This is a genomic window from Campylobacter sp. BCW_6873 (assembly GCF_001762365.1).
GTDB lineage: Bacteria > Campylobacterota > Campylobacteria > Campylobacterales > Campylobacteraceae > Campylobacter_D > Campylobacter_D jejuni.
This window is the reverse complement of sequence record NZ_MJWS01000075.1, coordinates 24,578-41,819: the sequence shown is the minus strand read 5'-3', so window position 1 is coordinate 41,819 and position 17,242 is coordinate 24,578. Positions and strand designations below refer to the sequence as shown.

The window sequence follows — 17,242 nt, the reverse complement described above, 5'->3', positions numbered from 1 at the left end:
AAATTAAAGCCAAGCTTTTAACTTGGCTTTATTAAATTATTTAATAATTTTAGAAACAACACCTGAACCAACAGTTTTACCACCTTCACGAATAGCAAAACGAGTTCCTTCTTCAAGTGCTACTGGAGCGATCAAGCTTACAGTAATTCTCACATTTTCACCTGGCATAACCATTTCAACACCATCAGCTAATTTAATCGAACCTGTAACATCAGTTGTTCTTACATAAAACTGTGGTCTATAGTTGTTAAAGAATGGAGTATGTCTACCACCTTCATCTTTATTTAAGATATAAACTTCAGCTTCGAAGTCAGTGTGCGGAGTAATTGATTTTGGTTTAGCAAGAACCATACCACGGATAACTTCTTCTTTTTTAGTACCACGAAGAAGAACACCTACGTTATCTCCTGCTTCGCCTTGATCCATTTCTTTTCTGAACATTTCAACACCTGTTACAGTTGTTGTTTGAGTATCTTTAATACCAACGATTTCAATAGTATCACCTACTTTTACAACACCTTTTTCAATTCTACCTGTAACAACAGTACCACGACCTGAAATTGAGAAAACGTCTTCAATTGGCATCAAGAAGTCTTTTTCGGTATCACGAGTTGGAGTTGGAATATAGCTATCAACTGCAGCCATAAGATCCATAATTTTTGCTGACCATTCACCATCTTGTCCAGCTTTAGCTTCTTCAAGAGCTTTTAAAGCAGAACCAGAAATAATAGGTGTATCATCGCCTGGGAAATCATAAGAGCTTAATAATTCTCTAATTTCCATTTCAACTAACTCTAAAAGTTCAGCATCATCAACCATATCTGCTTTATTCATAAAAACAACAATATATGGAACGCCTACTTGACGAGAAAGAAGAATATGCTCTCTAGTTTGTGGCATAGGGCCATCTGCAGCAGAAACAACCAAGATCGCTCCATCCATTTGTGCAGCACCTGTAATCATGTTTTTAACATAATCTGCGTGACCTGGGCAGTCAACGTGTGCATAGTGACGATTGTCTGTTTCATATTCAATATGAGAAGTAGCAATAGTAATACCACGCTCTTTTTCTTCTGGAGCATTATCGATATTATCATAATCTTTAAGCTCTGCTAAACCTCTTCTAGAAAGAACAGCAGAAATAGCAGCTGTTAAAGTAGTTTTACCATGGTCAACGTGACCAATAGTACCAATATTTACGTGTGGCTTATTACGTGAAAATTTTTCTTTAGCCATTTTTTTCCTCCGTATAAAAAATAAATTGAGCAAAGCAAGTCTTATATCTATATAATTTTTTCAATTCATGGAGCTCATAGCGGGAATTGAACCCGCGACCTCTCCCTTACCAAGGGAGTGCTCTACCTCTGAGCCATACGAGCGCTCAGAAAAATTATACACAATAACAGACAACAAAAACTCTTAAATGGGATATATACTGTAAGTTAAAGGTTTTAAAATACAGCTCCCAGTTCTTTTAAATTATTGGAGCGGGAAACGGGACTCGAACCCGCGACCCTCAGCTTGGAAGGCTGATGCTCTAGCCAACTGAGCTACTCCCGCAAAGCATGGTGGTGAGTCGTGGATTCGAACCACGGAAGGCGAAAGCCAGCAGATTTACAGTCTGCCCTCGTTGGCCACTTGAGTAACTCACCATAAAAATATTGCTTTTTCAATATTCTGGTCAAACACTGCTAAAATAAATGGAGCTGGTTAAGGGACTTGAACCCCCGACCTGCTGCTTACAAGGCAGCTGCTCTACCAACTGAGCTAAACCAGCAAAAATAAAAGTGAGATTATAACTCAAAAAAAAATTTTTGTCAAGACTTTTTTAGTTTTTCTATAAAATTTTAGTCTTGTAAAGTTTATTATCATAAACCAATATTATTTTTATCTATTTATGATAATCAAACAAATTTAAAAATTTCTTTGCTCTTTCGCTTTTTGGATTTTCAAAAAAACTTTTAGGATCATTTTCTTCGATGATTTTTCCTTCATCCATAAAAATAATTTTATCTGCTACAGCTTTAGCAAAACCCATTTCATGAGTAACAATAAGCATAGTCATACCCTCTTTTGCAAGATTTAACATCACTTCTAAAACTTCTCTAACAATCTCAGGATCCAACGCTGCTGTAACCTCATCAAAAAGCATTAACTCAGGATTCATACATAGACTTCTTACTATGGCAATTCTTTGCTTTTGTCCTCCGCTAAGTTCTCTTGGATAAGCATGAATTTTATGCAAAAGTCCCACCTTTTCAAGCCAAATTTTAGCCTCTTTCAAAACCTCATCTTTCTTTCTTTTTTGCACTTTCATAGGCCCTAAAAGTATATTTTCTTCAACACTTAAATGCTCAAAAAGCTCATAAGATTGAAAAACCATACCAACTTTTTGACGCATTCTTGGCCATTCTTTAAAATCTTTATCTATTTTCTCATTATCAACATAAATATTACCACTTGCAATCTCTTCAAGCCCATTAATACAACGCAAAAGCGTAGATTTTCCACATCCGCTAGGACCTAAAATCACCACAACTTCTTTAGCTTTAACTTCTAAATTAATATCTTTTAAGGCGTGATGCGAACCATAATACTTTTGTAAATTTTCTATTTTTAGTATGCTCATTTTAGCTCCATTTTTTCTCTAATTTTCTTGAATATAAAGTGATGGGATAACAAAGTATAAAAAAGATAAAAAAAATCAAACCATAAATAATAAAAGGTGCAAAATCATTTCTATTATGAAATTCTATAATTTGTTGCCCTACTTTTACAAGCTCTACCGCGCCGATTAAATAAGCAAAGGTTGTACTTTTAATCATACGAGTAAGTAAATTCATGCTCATAGGAGTTAAACGACGCATAGCTTGTGGAATAATAATATAAACAAAACTTTGCACCGTATTTAAACCTAAAGATGATGCACTTTCATACTGATGCTTTGGAATACTCTGCAAGGAAACACGCACCAAATCCATCATCTCAAAACAACCCCAAATGCTAAAAACAATAATAGCTGCACTTACAGAACTCAAATCCCACCCAAACCATCTAGGAAAACCAAAATACACCACAAAAAGCCATACCAAAAGTGGCATAACACGCACAAATTCTAAGCCTAAACGACAAAAAGCATAGATATAGGTATTTTTAAAACTCATTAAAATTCCCAAAAACAACCCACCTATCGAAGTAATAATAATGCTGATAAATGAAATTTCAAGAGTGACAAAAAGCCCTTGCCAGAGTCTTAAAAGCGTATCGGTATTTAAAAGTTCAAGCATGAAACAACCTTTTTTCAAACTTTAGCAAAATAAAAGACAAAGGTAAGATAATACACAAATATCCCATAAACAACAAAAACAATAGCTCATCTGTCTTATAGGTTAAGGAATTTAAACTCTTCATTAAATTCACCAAATCTGGCAAGGCAATAATACTAACGACTGAAGTTTCTTTGATTAAAAATATAATATTAGCACTAATACTTGGCATAGAAATAGCCAAAGCTTGCGGCAAAATCACATAACGCAAATTTCCAAATTTTGAAAAACCCAAAGAAAGTCCCGCTTCAAACTGCTGTTTTCTTATGGCTTCAAATCCCGCTCTTAAACTCTCGGCCATATAAGAACCTCCTAAAAAACTAAGTCCTACTATAGCACAAGCAAAAGAAGGCCTTAAAGTTTCTTCTACGCTTAAGCAAATCAAATCAAGCGGTGGAATTTGCTCTAAATGTATATTAAATTTAGGTAAAGCATAATATAAGAAAAAAAGTTGAATTAATAAAGGCGTATTTCTTGAAAACTCTATATAAAGCTTGCAAATATTTTCTAAAATTTTTATTTTAAAATAACTCATTAAAATGCAAAACAAGCCTATTATCAAAGAAAAAATAATTCCAAAAAAGCTTAGTTTTATCGTAAGCCAAGCAGCCGTTAAAAAAGCAGGAGCTTGAACTAATATAAAATCAAAATCCATTCTCTACCTTAAATTTTTACCAAAGTTCTTTCATGATCATATCTTTATTTAAAATTTCAATTCTACCTTTTTTTGTATCAATAAGTTCTGAAATTTTAAGTTCTTTTAACACTCGAGATAAAGATTGTGCTCTAACATTTAAATCAATTGCAATTTGTTTTTGTGAAATTGTATCTAAATTTTTTTCATTTTCCAAAAGATACTTTAATAATCTCGTCCTTAAATCTAATGCATTTTGAGATAATTTCTTTTCTAAAATTTTAATTTTATCAAAAAGTGAACTGATAAGTAAAAAATTGAATTCTTTATTTTCACTGCATAAATTTTGAAAATTAATAAAATCAATTTCCAAAATTTCTCCATCTTCCTCAAATATAGCATTAGCAGGATAATTTAATTTTTTAAAAGCAGGCATTTCTGCTATAAAATTTGGAGGATTAAAATAATGCAAAGTAATTTCTTTATCACTTGCTGTACTTTTATAAATGCGTATTTTTCCCTTGAGTAAAATAAAAAATTTTTTAGCCTCTTCACCCTCATAAAATAAAATACTATTTTTTTGAAATTTTTTTAATTTTCCTACACTAGATAAAAGTTCCAAATAATCTTTCATTATATACATTTTCCATTCTTAACTTATGTTAAATTTAATTTATCTTATTTTTGCTATATTAACGCCATAAAATTAACATTTAAGAAAGGCTTATATGAAATTTGAAACAATTAATCAAGAAAACATAGCAAAACTCATGGAAATATTTTATGAAAAAGTTAGAAAAGATAAAGATTTAGGTCCTATTTTTAACAATGCTATTGGAACAAGCGATGAAGAATGGAAAGAACATAAAGCAAAAATAGGAAATTTTTGGGCAGGTATGCTTTTAGGCGAAGGTGATTATAATGGGCAACCCTTAAAAAAGCACTTAGATCTACCTCCTTTTCCTCAAGAGTTTTTTGAAATTTGGCTAAAACTTTTTGAAGAAAGTTTAAATATAGTTTATAATGAAGAAATGAAAAATGTCATTTTACAGCGTGCACAAATGATAGCTTCACATTTTCAAAATATGCTTTACAAGTACGGCGGGCATTAATTTGGCAATTTTTTTGCCAAATCTTTTTTTACCTTTTGTAAAATCTCCTCATCCTTAGAAAAATCAAAAAATTTAAACTCATTTCCATGTTGCATAAAACCATCGAGCAAATCTCCACTCAAACGATTTTTAAGATCAAGTTCTGCTATTTTAAACCCATCTAAAGTGCTAGCAAATTCTTTTAAACGACTCGGAATTTCTTTAAGCTTAGTATAAAGATAGCAAGTACTTTTAAGCCCTATACGACCTACACGACCACGAAGTTGATGCAAGGTAGCAAGTCCTAAACGTTCCGCTCCCACAATCACTATCATACTCAATCTTGGCAAAGAAATGCCCACTTCCACCACTGTAGTGCTTAATAAAATATTTCCCTCATCTCTAAAATGCTCTAAAATTTCATCTTTTTGTTTATCTTTTCCATGAGTTACAAAAACTTTTTCATAATGACTCTGCCAATACCCCCTAGCCTGCTCCAAAGAAAGATAAGGAATATTATCACTAGCACTCACTAAGGGATAAATAATGATAATTTGATGATTTTTAGCAATTTCTTCCTTGATCTTCTCGCTAAGCTTAGAAAAACCTTCATTTTGTATACAATAAGTTGCAATATCCTTCTTAAAAGGCATTTGCTTAATAAAACTAAAATTTAAAAGTTCAGATTGTATCATGCTTAAAGTTCTTGGAATAGGCGTAGCCGAAAACTGTATAAAATGAGGGGTAAATTCTTGCTTATTTAAAGAATGAATTTTTTCACGCTGAGCTGACCCAAAACGATGTTGTTCATCTATCATTACAAGTACGGCATTATGACTTTCTAAATGAATTAAAGCGTGAGTGCCTATGATAAGATTTGCTTTTTGGATATTTTGTTCTAAATCTTTTTCTTTTTTACCCCCTTTAATAAACAAAATATTCATAAAATCAGGTAAAAATTTCCTAGCCTCTTCATAAAGCTGATACGCTAAAATACTAGTAGGTGCCATTAAAATAGCCTGCTTAGGATAAACCATCAAAGCCGCACCAAGCAAAACCAAGGTTTTACCACACCCTACATCACCCATAATCACACGCCTTTTAGCTTCTTTTGAATGCAAATCTTTTTCTATATCTTTTAAGGCATTAAGCTGATCTTTAGTAAGAGAAAAAGGCAAATCTTTAAGCCAATTGGCTATATTAAAAACATTGATTTGATGAGCTTTAAAATGTGTTTTTTTAGCTTTTAAACGCTTTAAAAAATTATATATTTCTATATATTTTAAATCTTTGCTAAAATTTTGCAAATTTTCAAACATAAAAAAACTTTTTTCATCATAGGCATGTAAATTTAAAAGAAAATGTATATATTTATCCTCTATGCCACTTTCTTTTAAATTTTCATAGTTAAGATATTTATGTATAAAAGCAGCAATTTTTGTATCTTTTAAGCCTAAAATTTGATACTTTGGACTAAAACCCTCAAAAGAAGTTAAAATTTTAGGATTGTTAAATTGCCAAGTGTGATTAAAACGTGAGAGTTTAGCATTAAAAATAAGCTCTTTTCCTACCTTACAAATCCCAAAATGCCAAGCTCTAGGATGAAAAAACACAAAAGAGATATTTTCTTGCCATTCTTCACAAAAACCCAAACCAAAAAGTTGATTTTTTCTTGAACTAACGCTTTTTATAGTGATTTTTTGGGTACAAATTTCATTTTCTTTAGGATTTTTACTTGGATTTAAATTTTCAATTTTTTTAGGTAAAAGAAGCGCTAAATCAATAGCACTTCTAATTTTTAATTTTTTAAAAAATTCATAATCACTTTCTTTAATTTTCATTTTGTATGCTTGCAAAACTTATATTTAAAAGCTCTTGATGTTTTTTAATATAAGCATTGATGGTTTCAAGTTTAACCTTTTCCATAAGTTTTAACTCTTCTTTATAATATCCCAAATTTAAACCTTGATAAAATTCATTAAAGGCCATAGATAAACGCTTGCTTAAGCTTTCATAACGCAAAGGAGTTGATCCTATGAGAAAATTTTTAGCTTGATCAAGTTCGTTTTGAGTCATGCCATTTTTTATAAAATCTTCAAAAAGCTCTTTTACAATTTTTTTAGCTTCTTTAGCGCTTTCATTTTTAGTTTGTAAATATCCAAAAACTCTAGAAAAAGACATATTCATATCAAGCATAGCATAAGCTGAGTATGCAAGACCTCTTTTAACACGAATTTCTTCCATAATCCTTGAACCAAATCCCCCTTGTCCTAGCACAAATAAAGCAATTTTTGCAAGATATAAATCCTTATCTTTAAAATCGGCAAAAAAAGGCGTAGCAAAATAAATATAAGCTTGTTCACTTTCTGGGCGTAGCAAAATTTCATCTTTGATGTTTTTGCTTAACTCATATTTTTTTGGAGTATTTTTCTTACCTATTTGAAGTTTTGATAAGAGTTTTAAAAGATCTTCCTTGGCTTGTTTTTCTTCTAAATCTCCTCCTAAAATCACAACCAAATCACTAAGATGGATAAAATTTTTATAAAAATTTTGCAAATCTTTTAAAGACAAAGTTTCTATACTTTTTTCATCTCCATCATTTGAACTTTGAAATTCTTTACATTTAAAAATTTGAGCATTGAGTAAATTTTTTGCTAAATAATCAAAATCACTATTTTTACTCGCGAGCTCACCTAAGGCATTGATTTTTAATTTTTGCAAAGTTTTTTCTTCTATTCTTGGTTTTAAAAGCAATTTTTCTAAACTCTTTAAAGCAAAATCAAAATTTTCTTTCAAGCAAGAAAGATTGATTTCCAAGCTTTCAAAACCACTACTTGCCTCTAAATTTATCGCTCTAAATTCTAAATCCTTAAAAAATTTATCATCCACGCCTTCATTTAAAATACGTGAAAACATCTTAGCTAAGCCTGCTATTTCATCATAACTTCTAGCACAATTTCTAAAGACAAGCTTTAAAACAACAATAGGAAAATCAGAATTTTTTTCAAAAATAAAAGGGATTTTAACACCCCTACTCTCTAAATACTGCATTAAAACCTTTCTAAAATTTCATAAGCGGTATTGCGTTTAGCTGGATTTTCGCCTAAACTTCTAATCAGCCTTATCATCTCATCTTGATTCATTCTATAACTTGCTCCTGCGGCACTTACTACATTTTCTTCCATCATGGTTGAGCCTAAATCGTTAGCCCCAAATTTTAAAGCAAGTTGACCTATAATCGAGCCTTGAGTTACCCAAGAACTTTGCAAATTTTTAAAATTATCTAAATAAAGTCTTGCTAAAGCTAAAAGTCTTAAATACTTGTTAGAACTTTGCTTCATAATCTCTGGATGTTTTTGGATTAAAGCAGTATTATCACTTTGAAAGCTCCATAAAATAAAAGCTCTAAATCCCCCTGTTTCATCTTGTAATTTTCTCAAATGCTCAAAATGATCGATGATTTCTTCATCATTTTCAACCGTTCCAAACATCATAGTAGCTGTACTTTTCATACCGATTTTATGAGCTTGGCGATGTACTTCTAACCAAGTAGCTGTATCGCATTTATTTGGTGCAATGATATCACGCACCCTATCGCTTAGCACCTCAGCACCTGCTCCTGGTATAGAAAATAAACCTTTAGCTTGCAATCTTTGCAGCACTTCAGTAATTGAAATTTTAGATGCTTTTGCAATATAAGCGATTTCAACTGCTGAAAAACCATGTACAGTGATATTTGGATAATGTTTTTTTATCCAAGAAACTAATTCTTCATACCATTCTATTTTTAATTTTGGGTGCACCCCACCTTGAAAAAGAATTTGTGTACCCCCAATAGCTTCAAGCTCCTCTATCTTCTTGCCTATCTCCTCAAAGCTTAAAATATAAGCATCATCTTCTTTATGATGGCGATAAAAAGCACAAAAAGAACAATCAATACAACAAACATTGGTATAATTAATATTTCTATCCACAACAAAAGTGGTAATTTTTTCAGGATGAAGTTCTAATTTTCTTTTATAAGCCATTTCTCCAAGTTCCGTTAAACTCGCATGATATAATAAATCTAAAGCTTCTTTTTTATCCAGTCTTTTCAAAATTTTTCCTTGTTTTTTTACATAATTAAAATAATTATAGCATTTAAAATATAAATTATGCTATAGTTTCGCTTATGAATTACATTGAACTATTAAAAAATAATAAAAATATCAGAATATTAGCTTCGGTTCAGTTTATAGTATATTTTGGAGCATGGTTTTCTCAAACTGGAGTTTTTACCCTTTTAGTCGAGCTTAATGCTCCTACTTGGGCAACAGCTACAAGTGCTATGCTTGCTTTTTTACCTGGAGTTTTGCTTGCTCCTATTAATGGCGTCATAGTAGAGAAAAATAAACCTAAAAAACTTTTACTCAGTATGATTAGCATAGAATTAATTTCTATTTTTTGTCTTATTTTTGTCACAAGTCTTAGCATGCTTTGGCTTTTGTTTATTTTAATCTTCATAAGACTTTGCGTTGCTTCGATTTATTTTCAAGCTGAAATGAGTTTATTGGCGAAAATTTTAACCCCTCAAGAACTTAAACTCGCTAATGAAATGCACAGTGTCATTTGGGCGATTTCTTATACAACAGGTATGGCAAGTGCGGGAATTTTTATTTATTTTCTAGGAGTTAAAACCGCTTTTTTATTTGACTGTGTACTTATACTCATAGGCATTTCTTTTTTAGTAAGATTAAGTATTCCTGATTTTCATCAAAAAACACAAAGTCGCTTTTTTACCATGATAAAAGAAGGATTTTTCTATGTTTTAAATAATAAAATAATTTTTCATCTTATCTTGCTTCACGCTTTTATAGGTTTAACTGCTTATGAAACCTTGGTTACGCTTTTAGCGCAACATCAATATAAAGAAGTTTTATCTGCTGCTTTAGCAATAGGGTTTTTAAATGCAGTACGTGCTTGTTCTTTAGCTATAGGACCTATGGTTTTAAGCAAATTTATTAATGATAAAAATTTATTTTACATGTATCTTGGTCAAGGTTTTGGTATTATACTTTGGGCTTTAACTCAATTTAATTTTTATATTTCTTTTTTAGGTTTAATTGGCGCAGGTTTTTTTACCTCAGCACTTTGGGCTTACACCTACACTATGATACAAAAAAATGCTGACAAAGAATATCATGGTAGAGCGATCGCTTATACAGATATGATTTATCTTAGTTTTAGCGCTATTATTTCAATGCTTATGGGCTTTTTATTTGAAATAGGCTTGAGTTTAGAACTGATTACAGGTTTATTGGGTATGATTTTTATCTTTGCGGCATTTTATTGGAAGTGGTTTTATAAAAAATATTTGTGAAAATTCACAAATATTTTAAATTTTAAACAAATCTTGAAGATTTTTCATTGCTTCTTCATTACTGATGGCATTATTTAGCTGCGATGAGCTTAATTCATTGAGCTCTATTTCATAACCACTTAACATAGAAGCAAGGCGAATATTAATACCATTTTTTCCTATAGCTTTACTTTTTTGTTCGCTATTTAAACTTACAATAGCTTTTTTATCTTCAATTTTCACAGAATTTACAATAGCAGGAGCCAAGGCACGAGAAATTAAAATTTCACTCTCATTTGTAAATTCTATACAATCAATATTTTCATTATGAAGCTCTTTGCTTACTGCATTAATTCTTACACCTTTAACACCTACTGTAGCACCTACAGGATCGATATTTGCTCCATTGGCCTGAAGAATGATTTTTGCTCTTTCACCTGGAATTCTAGCACATCCTATAATATTGACATAACCATCTTTGATTTCTGGAACCTCAGCTTCAAGTAAACATTCTAAAAATTTAGGACTTGTACGACTAAGCTCGATTTTAATACCCTTATCTGTATAAACACGGCGTATCACAGCTTTTACCACATCACCTATTTTAAACTTTTCCCCTTTAATGCGATTTTTTCTTGGTAAAAAAGCTCTTAATTCATCTATTTCAATAAAAGTATTTTCTTCATTATCCACTCTAACAACTGTACCAAAAACCATTTGCCCTACTTTGTTTTTATATTTTTCAAAAATAGTTTGTTCTAATAATTTTTGTATATGATATTCAAGTTCTTTATGCAAGGTATTTACCGCAGTTCTTCCTAAATTTTCCAAAGAACATTCATAGGTTAATTCATCTCCTATTTCAACATCTGGAGCTTCTGATTTTGCCTTACTTAACGCGATAAAACTCTCACTTTTATTTTGTAATCTCTCGTCATTATCTGCTACTATGGTAATTTTTTGATAAAGATTTAAATTTTTAGGATCCACAAAAAACTCATATTCTTGTCCATAAATTCTTTTTGCAGTATTGATTAAAGCGGTAGCTACCTTTTCTCTTACATTCTCTAAGTTTAAATTTTTTTCATTAGCAATAGATTCGATAATATCTGCTATCTTTTCCATATTTTATAAAACCTTTTTTGTGGGAAATTTAAATAATGTAGGTAAAAATTATATCCTTAATAAGTTTAATTAAAAGTAAAATTTGCTAAAATTACAGATTAAAATGAAAATTCTTAAGGATTTAGCTATGGAATTAAAATTGGCAAGAACTTTGATTAATGAAAAACCTAAAAATATTAGCCTAGAAAAAATCGAAGAGGCTATAGAAAAAGAAGGACAAAAGTTTTTTTATTTTGATAAAGATAATACACACAAACAACTCATTGCCCTTGTAAATCATTTTGAAAAAAAAGGAGTAAGCATTTATCATAGAACCGTAAAATACGGACTTGATGATAATGATTTTATGTATGAGGTACATATTCTTTGAGTGCTAAAAAACTTTTTATCCAAACTTTAGGTTGTGCGATGAATGTCAGAGATTCTGAGCATATGATCGCAGAATTAACACAAAAAGAAAATTACGCACTAACAGAAGATATCAAAGAAGCAGATCTTATTCTTATTAATACTTGTTCAGTGCGTGAAAAACCTGTGCATAAACTTTTCTCAGAAGTGGGTGGCTTTGAAAAAGTTAAAAAAGAAGGTGCTAAAATAGGAGTTTGTGGATGCACTGCATCACATTTGGGAAATGAAATTTTCAAACGTGCTCCTTATGTGGATTTTGTTCTAGGGGCAAGAAATATTTCCAAAATCACTCAAGCTATAAAAACTCCAAAATTTATGGGGGTGGACATAGACTATGATGAAAGTGAATTTGCTTTTGCAGATTTTCGAAATAGTATTTATAAATCCTATATTAATATCTCCATAGGTTGTGATAAACACTGCACTTATTGTATAGTGCCACATACTAGAGGAGATGAAATTTCCATACCTTTTAACATCATCTACAAAGAAGCTCAAAAAGCCGTTGAAAAAGGCACTAAAGAGATTTTCTTGCTAGGACAAAATGTCAATAACTACGGCAAAAGATTTAGAAACGAACATAAAAAAATGGACTTTTCAGATCTTTTAGAAGAACTTAGCACTATAGAAGGTTTGGAACGCATTCGCTTTACAAGTCCACATCCTTTGCATATGGATGATAAATTTTTAGAAGTTTTTGCCAATAATCCAAAAGTTTGCAAATCCATGCACATGCCTTTACAAAGCGGCTCAAGTGAAATTTTAAAAGCTATGAAGCGTGGCTATACTAAAGAATGGTATTTAAATAGAGCTTTAAAACTTAGAGAACTTTGTCCAAATGTTAGCATTTCTACAGACATTATTGTAGCTTTTCCAGGGGAAAGTGAAAAAGATTTTGAAGAAACTATGGATGTTTTGGAAAAAGTGCGTTTTGAACAAATTTTTTCTTTTAAATACTCCAAACGCCCTTTAACAAAAGCCGCAACCATGCCTAATCAAATCGATGAAGAAACAGCTTCAAGAAGACTTAGCACCTTACAAAATCGTCATAGTGAAATTTTAGATGAAATTGTAAAAAAACAAGAAAATAAAACTTTTAAAGTTTTATTTGAAGAATTAAGAGCAGGCAATAGCATTGCTGGAAGAACAGATAATAATTTTTTAGTTCAAGTTGAAGGTAGCGAAGAACTTTTAGGGCAATTTAAAGAAGTAAAAATCACTAATGCAAAGCGTATGGTTTTATATGGGGAAATCGTTTAAAATCCATTGCTTAACATATATAATTTTCATCTTGCAATGGCTTATTTTTTTAAGCTGTAAAAAGCACTATAAAGGTGAAAAAGTTGACCGTAAAGCTGGTGTGATACTTTTTTGGCATGGAAAATTAGCACTCATGCCTTTTGCGTTTAGACATTATAGACAAAAAAATAAAAAAGCCTATGTCATGATCTCTCACCATAAAGATGGAGAACAAATTGCAAAAATCATCAAGCTTTTCGGTCTTGATACCGTAAGAGGAAGCACTTCAAGGGGTGCTAGCGGTGCACTTAGAGCTGCATTTAAAGTTTTAGAACAAAATGACGATATAGTTATCACGCCCGATGGTCCACGAGGGCCTTATCATAGTATTTCAGATGGTTCCATCATTTTAGCTCAAAAAAAAGGACTAAAGATAAGAATTTTAAACTATGAAGCAAATCGTTTTTGGGAATTTAAAAGTTGGGATAAGATGATCTTGCCAAAACCTTTTAGTAAGATTACTTATAGTCTAAGTGAACCTTTGGATATTTTATCTTTAGATAAAGAAAAAGCTAAAGAATTTCTAATGGAACAATTTGATAAAATTAGCTTAGCTGATCAATTTAAGGAATGAAATGTTGTTTTTACTTAAAAAAATATTTCCACAACTTTTTATTAGTATTATTTTAGAAGATAAAAAAAATATTGTGAAAGCTTCTATTTATAGAGGAAGTAAACTAATCAGTAGCAATGAAAAAACTTTTGATAAAAGTGAAAATTTATTAGAATACATAAAAAATTTAAGCAAACATTTCTTATTTTACCACACTGCTTTATTTTTAGACGCCAAAGAACAAGGATTAATACCTAGTACAAATATTCAAGATTGTGAGCACTTTAATATAGGAAAAATCAGCTTACAGCATATTTTGTTTAATAATGCCCTTGTTTATACAGCTACCGAACATGTGGAATATTATAGCGAGCTTTTTGAAGAATATAGAGGTTTAGATTTTTTATATTCCCCTTTTGCTCTTCTTTACTACAATATACAAAAAGAAAAACAGCCTGATGATCAAATCTTACTTTATGGATTTAAGCAAGGACATCTTTTGGCAATTATTGTTGCTAAAGGCAATACTATCTTATACGGTGATTTTAAAATATTTGAGCAAGAATTAGGTTTAGAGCTTGAACTTCCATCAGAAGATAATCAAGAAATTGAAAACAACAACGATGATACTGAAGTTACCTTAGATAACTTCAATGAAGCCTTAAATAATAAATTTGACCTACTTGATCAAGAAAATAATCTTGAAACTTTAGATAATAATGATAATTTTAATCTTGATGAATTAAATCAATTTAGCAATGATATGGAACTTTGCCGTTATATTATTACGAGCATTGAAAAATTTTATAATGATGATAAATATGCTGGGGTATTTATCAATGGTATTTCATTATATAGCGAATCAGATATTAACATAAGTGCTATTGATTTTTTAGAAAGTGAAACTTTTTTAGAGATAAAAACAAAACAAATCAACACCTTAGATCTTATGATAGAATTGATGCGAAAGGAGCTTAAATGACTTATAGCTTCATACAGCCAAGAAAAAAACCTATTTTCACACTCTTTGATAAAATTTGGCTAGGACTTTTTGGTTTTAGTATATTATTTATCTTGCTAGTATATTTTACATATACAATAAAAATTGCATTAATCAATAGCTCTATCGATGATGAAAAACAACAAGTTATAGTGCTTCAAAATCAAACTAAGCAAAATGAAATGCTTTATGAAATTTTATTTGATCAAAGCCAAATAGCGAAAAATTTTAACACTCAAAATCAAATTATTAAAGAAAGCTTAAGAAATCTATTTGATATTATTGTAAAAACTGATAATATTACTCTTGAAAGTGTTGAACAAGACGAATATTCCTTAAAACTTATCGGAGTCACTCCTACAAGAGAAATGTTTACTCTACTTTTAGAAACCCCTTTAAAAAGCATCTTTGATCAAAGCTATACAACCTATTATCGCTTAGATAATGGGTGGTATCGTTTTGTTAGTATTAGTAAACAAATTCCAGGAGTTGCAGATGAAAGATAAAAGCCTAGAAGAAATTGATTTATTAAAGCTTATCATTTGCGCGTTAAGTTTTATAAGCGTTTGCACAGCCTTGATCTTATTTTTACTTTTACCGACATTAAAAAATTACAAACAAGCAAATCTTAGAGAAAACTCACAACTTGCTATCTTAAAAGCCGCTAAATCAAAATTTGACTTTAGTGAAGATAAAATATCAACTCTAAGAAGCGAAAACAACAAAAGTTTAGAGCAATTTGAGCAAAATTTTAATATAGGAAATTTTGATACTTTTTTACAAAAATATTTTCAAAATGTAAAAATTCAAGAAACTAAGCCCGAAAAACAAGAAAAATATCTAAAAAACCGCTTAGCCATTAAAGCGACAATGAACAATCCTAGAAGGCTTTATGATTTTATTGATGCTCTAAAAAACTATAATAACTTAATCAAGCTTGATTATCCACTTAATCTTAAAGCAGGAGAGCAAGGTATCTCTATAGATCTTACTCTCAAAGTTTATTCAAGCTAAACTCACATCTTCGCCTTTTAAAATTTGATTCATAGTATTCATTGCACACATTTTTCCACACATGGAACATGAGTTTAAATCATCAGGACGACGCTCATTAAACATTTTTTTGGCCTTTTCTCCATCAATAGCAAGTTTAAACATTTTCTCCCAATCTATCTCTTGCCTAGCCTTACTCATCTCATCATCTCTTGCTCTTTCTTTTGGAAGTTTAGCTATATCTCCCGCATGAGCTGCAATTTTAGTCGCAACTATACCCTCTCTAACATCTTCTAAATTTGGAAGTCTTAAGTGTTCAGCAGGTGTTACATAACACAGCATATCAACACCGCTAGCTGCAGCCACAGCTCCTCCAATAGCACCACTAATATGATCATACCCTGCGCCAATATCTGTTACCAAAGGTCCTAAGACATAAAAAGGCGCTCCTTTGCATAAACGCTTTTCTAATTGCGTATTTGCCTCTATTTCATTAATAGCCATATGCCCTGGACCTTCTATCATTACTTGAACCCCAACATCCCAAGCCCTTTGAGTAAGGAGTGATAATTCTATAAGCTCTGAAATTTGTGCCCCATCACTTGCATCGTGGGTAGAGCCAGGACGCAAAGCATCACCCAAAGATAAAGTTACATCGTATTTTAAACAAATATCAAGCAAATCATCATAATACTCAAAAAAAGGATTTTCAGCATCTTTCATCATCATCCAAGCATAAAGCACAGAGCCTCCTCTTGAAACTATATTTGTAAGTCTTTTACTTTGTTTAAAAATATGCGCTGCGCGAGAATTAATACCTGCATGAATTGTCATAAAATCAACCCCACTTTTAGCATGATGATATACAACATCTAAAAAGTCTTTGGCATTAATTTGTTTTAAATCCTTTTCTAAAAATCCTACTGCATCATATACAGGAACTGTTCCTATCATAGCTTTTGAAACATTAACAAGCTCATCTCTAAAACGACTTGTTTTGCCATAATTGCTTAAGTCCATAATCGCTTCTATGTCAAATTTATGAGCAAGCTCTACTTTTTTCATTTCCTCGCTATAATCAACACAATCATTTGAAACTCCTAAATTTACATTAACCTTAGTTCGAAGTCCAAAGCCTATACCATTTGGATCAAGACTCTTATGGTTGATATTTGCAGGGATAATAATTTTACCGCAAGCAATATTTTCAAGCAAAAAATCTTTACTTAAATTTTCTTTTTGTGCAACAATCTGCATTTCTTTAGTAAAAATACCTTGTTTGGCATAATTCATTTGAGTTTTCATAAATTTATCCTTTAAAAAATTTGGATAAATGAAGGGTGAGTATAAATTTTTAAAGTATTGAAATTTATAAATCTTCCCGACACTGGCATTATCCAGATCCGGTTCGGTCTAAGCTTTTAGCTTACTCTCAGCCTGTTACACAAGCTCCCGTCATTTATGTTTTAATTATA

General features: G+C 31.0%; 17 protein-coding genes, 4 tRNA genes, 1 pseudogene and 1 riboswitch. Of the genes and pseudogenes, 8 read left to right on the top strand and 14 right to left on the bottom strand.

Translation table 11 applies throughout. The annotated features are described in order from the left end of the window. Positions 1–36: 36 nt before the first annotated feature. The 9 genes and pseudogenes from tuf to nssR form a co-directional block, all read right to left on the bottom strand. A complete protein-coding gene (gene tuf, locus AJ932_RS05950; protein ID WP_002855271.1) occupies positions 37–1,236 on the bottom strand; it encodes an elongation factor Tu in 1,200 nt (399 codons plus the stop codon). 68 nt (positions 1,237–1,304) lie between these two features. Further along, positions 1,305–1,379: transfer RNA gene (locus AJ932_RS05945), tRNA-Thr, on the bottom strand. 104 nt (positions 1,380–1,483) lie between these two features. Next, positions 1,484–1,560, bottom strand: a tRNA-Gly gene (locus tag AJ932_RS05940). A gap of 6 nt (positions 1,561–1,566) precedes the next feature. Next, a tRNA-Tyr gene (locus tag AJ932_RS05935) sits at positions 1,567–1,652 on the bottom strand. A gap of 49 nt (positions 1,653–1,701) precedes the next feature. Further along, positions 1,702–1,777 (bottom strand) — tRNA-Thr (locus tag AJ932_RS05930). Positions 1,778–1,868: 91 nt separating this feature from the next. Then, positions 1,869–2,629 (bottom strand): annotated as a pseudogene (locus tag AJ932_RS05925) (amino acid ABC transporter ATP-binding protein). A 1-nt stretch (position 2,630) separates the two neighbouring features. Further along, positions 2,631–3,287 carry an amino acid ABC transporter permease gene (locus tag AJ932_RS05920; protein WP_002861208.1) on the bottom strand — a complete coding sequence of 219 codons (657 nt, stop codon included), beginning with the start codon at positions 3,285–3,287 and terminating at the stop codon, positions 2,631–2,633. Further along, positions 3,280–3,981 carry an amino acid ABC transporter permease gene (locus AJ932_RS05915; RefSeq protein WP_002861207.1) on the bottom strand — a complete coding sequence of 234 codons (702 nt, stop codon included), beginning with the start codon at positions 3,979–3,981 and terminating at the stop codon, positions 3,280–3,282. Before AJ932_RS05915 ends, AJ932_RS05920 begins: the two co-directional genes overlap by 8 nt. 16 nt (positions 3,982–3,997) lie before the next feature. Further along, entirely contained in the window at positions 3,998–4,594 is a 597-nt protein-coding gene (nssR, locus tag AJ932_RS05910) for a nitrosative stress-sensitive transcriptional regulator NssR (RefSeq protein ID WP_002868789.1), read from the bottom strand. 94 nt (positions 4,595–4,688) lie between these two features. On the opposite strand from nssR, the gene ctb reads away from it, so the two are divergent. Beyond that, complete coding sequence (gene ctb, locus AJ932_RS05905; RefSeq protein ID WP_002861205.1) at positions 4,689–5,072, top strand: truncated hemoglobin Ctb; 384 nt, start codon at positions 4,689–4,691, stop codon at positions 5,070–5,072. Here the strand turns inward: ctb and recG are convergent. From recG to AJ932_RS05890, 3 genes are read right to left on the bottom strand one after another with little or no spacing between them, the layout of a single operon-like run. After that, positions 5,069–6,892, bottom strand: a complete 1,824-nt coding sequence (recG, locus tag AJ932_RS05900) for an ATP-dependent DNA helicase RecG (RefSeq protein WP_070278937.1) — start codon at positions 6,890–6,892, stop codon at positions 5,069–5,071. The two genes, ctb and recG, sit on opposite strands and share 4 nt — an antisense overlap. Then, positions 6,882–8,102: a M16 family metallopeptidase gene (locus AJ932_RS05895; RefSeq protein WP_070278939.1), complete on the bottom strand. Its 1,221-nt coding sequence runs from the start codon at positions 8,100–8,102 to the stop codon at positions 6,882–6,884. The genes recG and AJ932_RS05895 overlap by 11 nt, the downstream gene beginning before the upstream one ends. Continuing rightward, the gene (locus AJ932_RS05890; RefSeq protein ID WP_070278941.1) at positions 8,102–9,148 is read right to left on the bottom strand and encodes a dehypoxanthine futalosine cyclase; all 1,047 of its coding nucleotides are present in this window, start codon (positions 9,146–9,148) and stop codon (positions 8,102–8,104) included. Before AJ932_RS05890 ends, AJ932_RS05895 begins: the two co-directional genes overlap by 1 nt. 74 nt (positions 9,149–9,222) lie before the next feature. Between AJ932_RS05890 and AJ932_RS05885 the strand changes: the two genes are divergently transcribed. Further along, a complete protein-coding gene (locus tag AJ932_RS05885) occupies positions 9,223–10,410 on the top strand; it encodes an MFS transporter (RefSeq protein ID WP_070278943.1) in 1,188 nt (395 codons plus the stop codon). A 15-nt stretch (positions 10,411–10,425) separates the two neighbouring features. On the opposite strand, the gene nusA is transcribed toward AJ932_RS05885, so the two are convergent. Next, positions 10,426–11,514: a transcription termination factor NusA gene (nusA, locus tag AJ932_RS05880; RefSeq protein ID WP_002859895.1), complete on the bottom strand. Its 1,089-nt coding sequence runs from the start codon at positions 11,512–11,514 to the stop codon at positions 10,426–10,428. A gap of 127 nt (positions 11,515–11,641) precedes the next feature. Between nusA and AJ932_RS05875 the strand changes: the two genes are divergently transcribed. Genes AJ932_RS05875 through AJ932_RS05850 form a run of 6 tightly spaced genes read left to right on the top strand, consistent with a single transcriptional unit; the run spans position 11,642 to position 15,788 of the window. Continuing rightward, the gene (locus tag AJ932_RS05875; RefSeq protein WP_002851103.1) at positions 11,642–11,884 is read left to right on the top strand and encodes an HP0268 family nuclease; all 243 of its coding nucleotides are present in this window, start codon (positions 11,642–11,644) and stop codon (positions 11,882–11,884) included. Next, the gene (gene miaB / locus AJ932_RS05870; protein WP_044778820.1) at positions 11,881–13,182 is read left to right on the top strand and encodes a tRNA (N6-isopentenyl adenosine(37)-C2)-methylthiotransferase MiaB; all 1,302 of its coding nucleotides are present in this window, start codon (positions 11,881–11,883) and stop codon (positions 13,180–13,182) included. Before AJ932_RS05875 ends, miaB begins: the two co-directional genes overlap by 4 nt. Continuing rightward, entirely contained in the window at positions 13,166–13,795 is a 630-nt protein-coding gene (locus AJ932_RS05865) for a lysophospholipid acyltransferase family protein (RefSeq protein WP_044778821.1), read from the top strand. Before miaB ends, AJ932_RS05865 begins: the two co-directional genes overlap by 17 nt. A gap of 1 nt (position 13,796) precedes the next feature. Next, on the top strand, positions 13,797–14,756 hold the full coding sequence (locus AJ932_RS05860) for a hypothetical protein (protein ID WP_044779806.1): 960 nt from the start codon (positions 13,797–13,799) through the stop codon (positions 14,754–14,756). Then, a complete protein-coding gene (locus AJ932_RS05855; protein WP_044779805.1) occupies positions 14,753–15,280 on the top strand; it encodes a hypothetical protein in 528 nt (175 codons plus the stop codon). The genes AJ932_RS05860 and AJ932_RS05855 overlap by 4 nt, the downstream gene beginning before the upstream one ends. Further along, the gene (locus AJ932_RS05850; RefSeq protein WP_044779804.1) at positions 15,270–15,788 is read left to right on the top strand and encodes a hypothetical protein; all 519 of its coding nucleotides are present in this window, start codon (positions 15,270–15,272) and stop codon (positions 15,786–15,788) included. The genes AJ932_RS05855 and AJ932_RS05850 overlap by 11 nt, the downstream gene beginning before the upstream one ends. On the opposite strand, the gene thiC is transcribed toward AJ932_RS05850, so the two are convergent. Then, positions 15,780–17,072, bottom strand: coding sequence for a phosphomethylpyrimidine synthase ThiC (thiC, locus tag AJ932_RS05845; RefSeq protein ID WP_070278945.1), 1,293 nt, complete (start codon positions 17,070–17,072; stop codon positions 15,780–15,782). The genes AJ932_RS05850 and thiC overlap by 9 nt on opposite strands. A gap of 56 nt (positions 17,073–17,128) precedes the next feature. Then, a riboswitch (TPP riboswitch) is annotated at positions 17,129–17,233 on the bottom strand. Positions 17,234–17,242: the final 9 nt, after the last annotated feature.

Excerpts from the sequence above, each read along its gene's own strand:
- tuf (WP_002855271.1), bottom strand. The coding sequence starts at position 1,236 with ATGGCTAAAGAAAAATTTTCACGTAATAAGCCACACGTAAATATTGGT.
- AJ932_RS05920 (WP_002861208.1), bottom strand. The coding sequence starts at position 3,287 with ATGCTTGAACTTTTAAATACCGATACGCTTTTAAGACTCTGGCAAGGG.
- AJ932_RS05915 (WP_002861207.1), bottom strand. The coding sequence starts at position 3,981 with ATGGATTTTGATTTTATATTAGTTCAAGCTCCTGCTTTTTTAACGGCT.
- nssR (WP_002868789.1), bottom strand. The coding sequence starts at position 4,594 with ATGAAAGATTATTTGGAACTTTTATCTAGTGTAGGAAAATTAAAAAAA.
- ctb (WP_002861205.1), top strand. The coding sequence starts at position 4,689 with ATGAAATTTGAAACAATTAATCAAGAAAACATAGCAAAACTCATGGAA.
- recG (WP_070278937.1), bottom strand. The coding sequence starts at position 6,892 with ATGAAAATTAAAGAAAGTGATTATGAATTTTTTAAAAAATTAAAAATT.
- AJ932_RS05895 (WP_070278939.1), bottom strand. The coding sequence starts at position 8,102 with ATGCAGTATTTAGAGAGTAGGGGTGTTAAAATCCCTTTTATTTTTGAA.
- AJ932_RS05885 (WP_070278943.1), top strand. The coding sequence starts at position 9,223 with ATGAATTACATTGAACTATTAAAAAATAATAAAAATATCAGAATATTA.
- nusA (WP_002859895.1), bottom strand. The coding sequence starts at position 11,514 with ATGGAAAAGATAGCAGATATTATCGAATCTATTGCTAATGAAAAAAAT.
- AJ932_RS05875 (WP_002851103.1), top strand. The coding sequence starts at position 11,642 with ATGGAATTAAAATTGGCAAGAACTTTGATTAATGAAAAACCTAAAAAT.
- AJ932_RS05865 (WP_044778821.1), top strand. The coding sequence starts at position 13,166 with ATGGGGAAATCGTTTAAAATCCATTGCTTAACATATATAATTTTCATC.
- AJ932_RS05860 (WP_044779806.1), top strand. The coding sequence starts at position 13,797 with ATGTTGTTTTTACTTAAAAAAATATTTCCACAACTTTTTATTAGTATT.
- AJ932_RS05855 (WP_044779805.1), top strand. The coding sequence starts at position 14,753 with ATGACTTATAGCTTCATACAGCCAAGAAAAAAACCTATTTTCACACTC.
- AJ932_RS05850 (WP_044779804.1), top strand. The coding sequence starts at position 15,270 with ATGAAAGATAAAAGCCTAGAAGAAATTGATTTATTAAAGCTTATCATT.
- thiC (WP_070278945.1), bottom strand. The coding sequence starts at position 17,072 with ATGAAAACTCAAATGAATTATGCCAAACAAGGTATTTTTACTAAAGAA.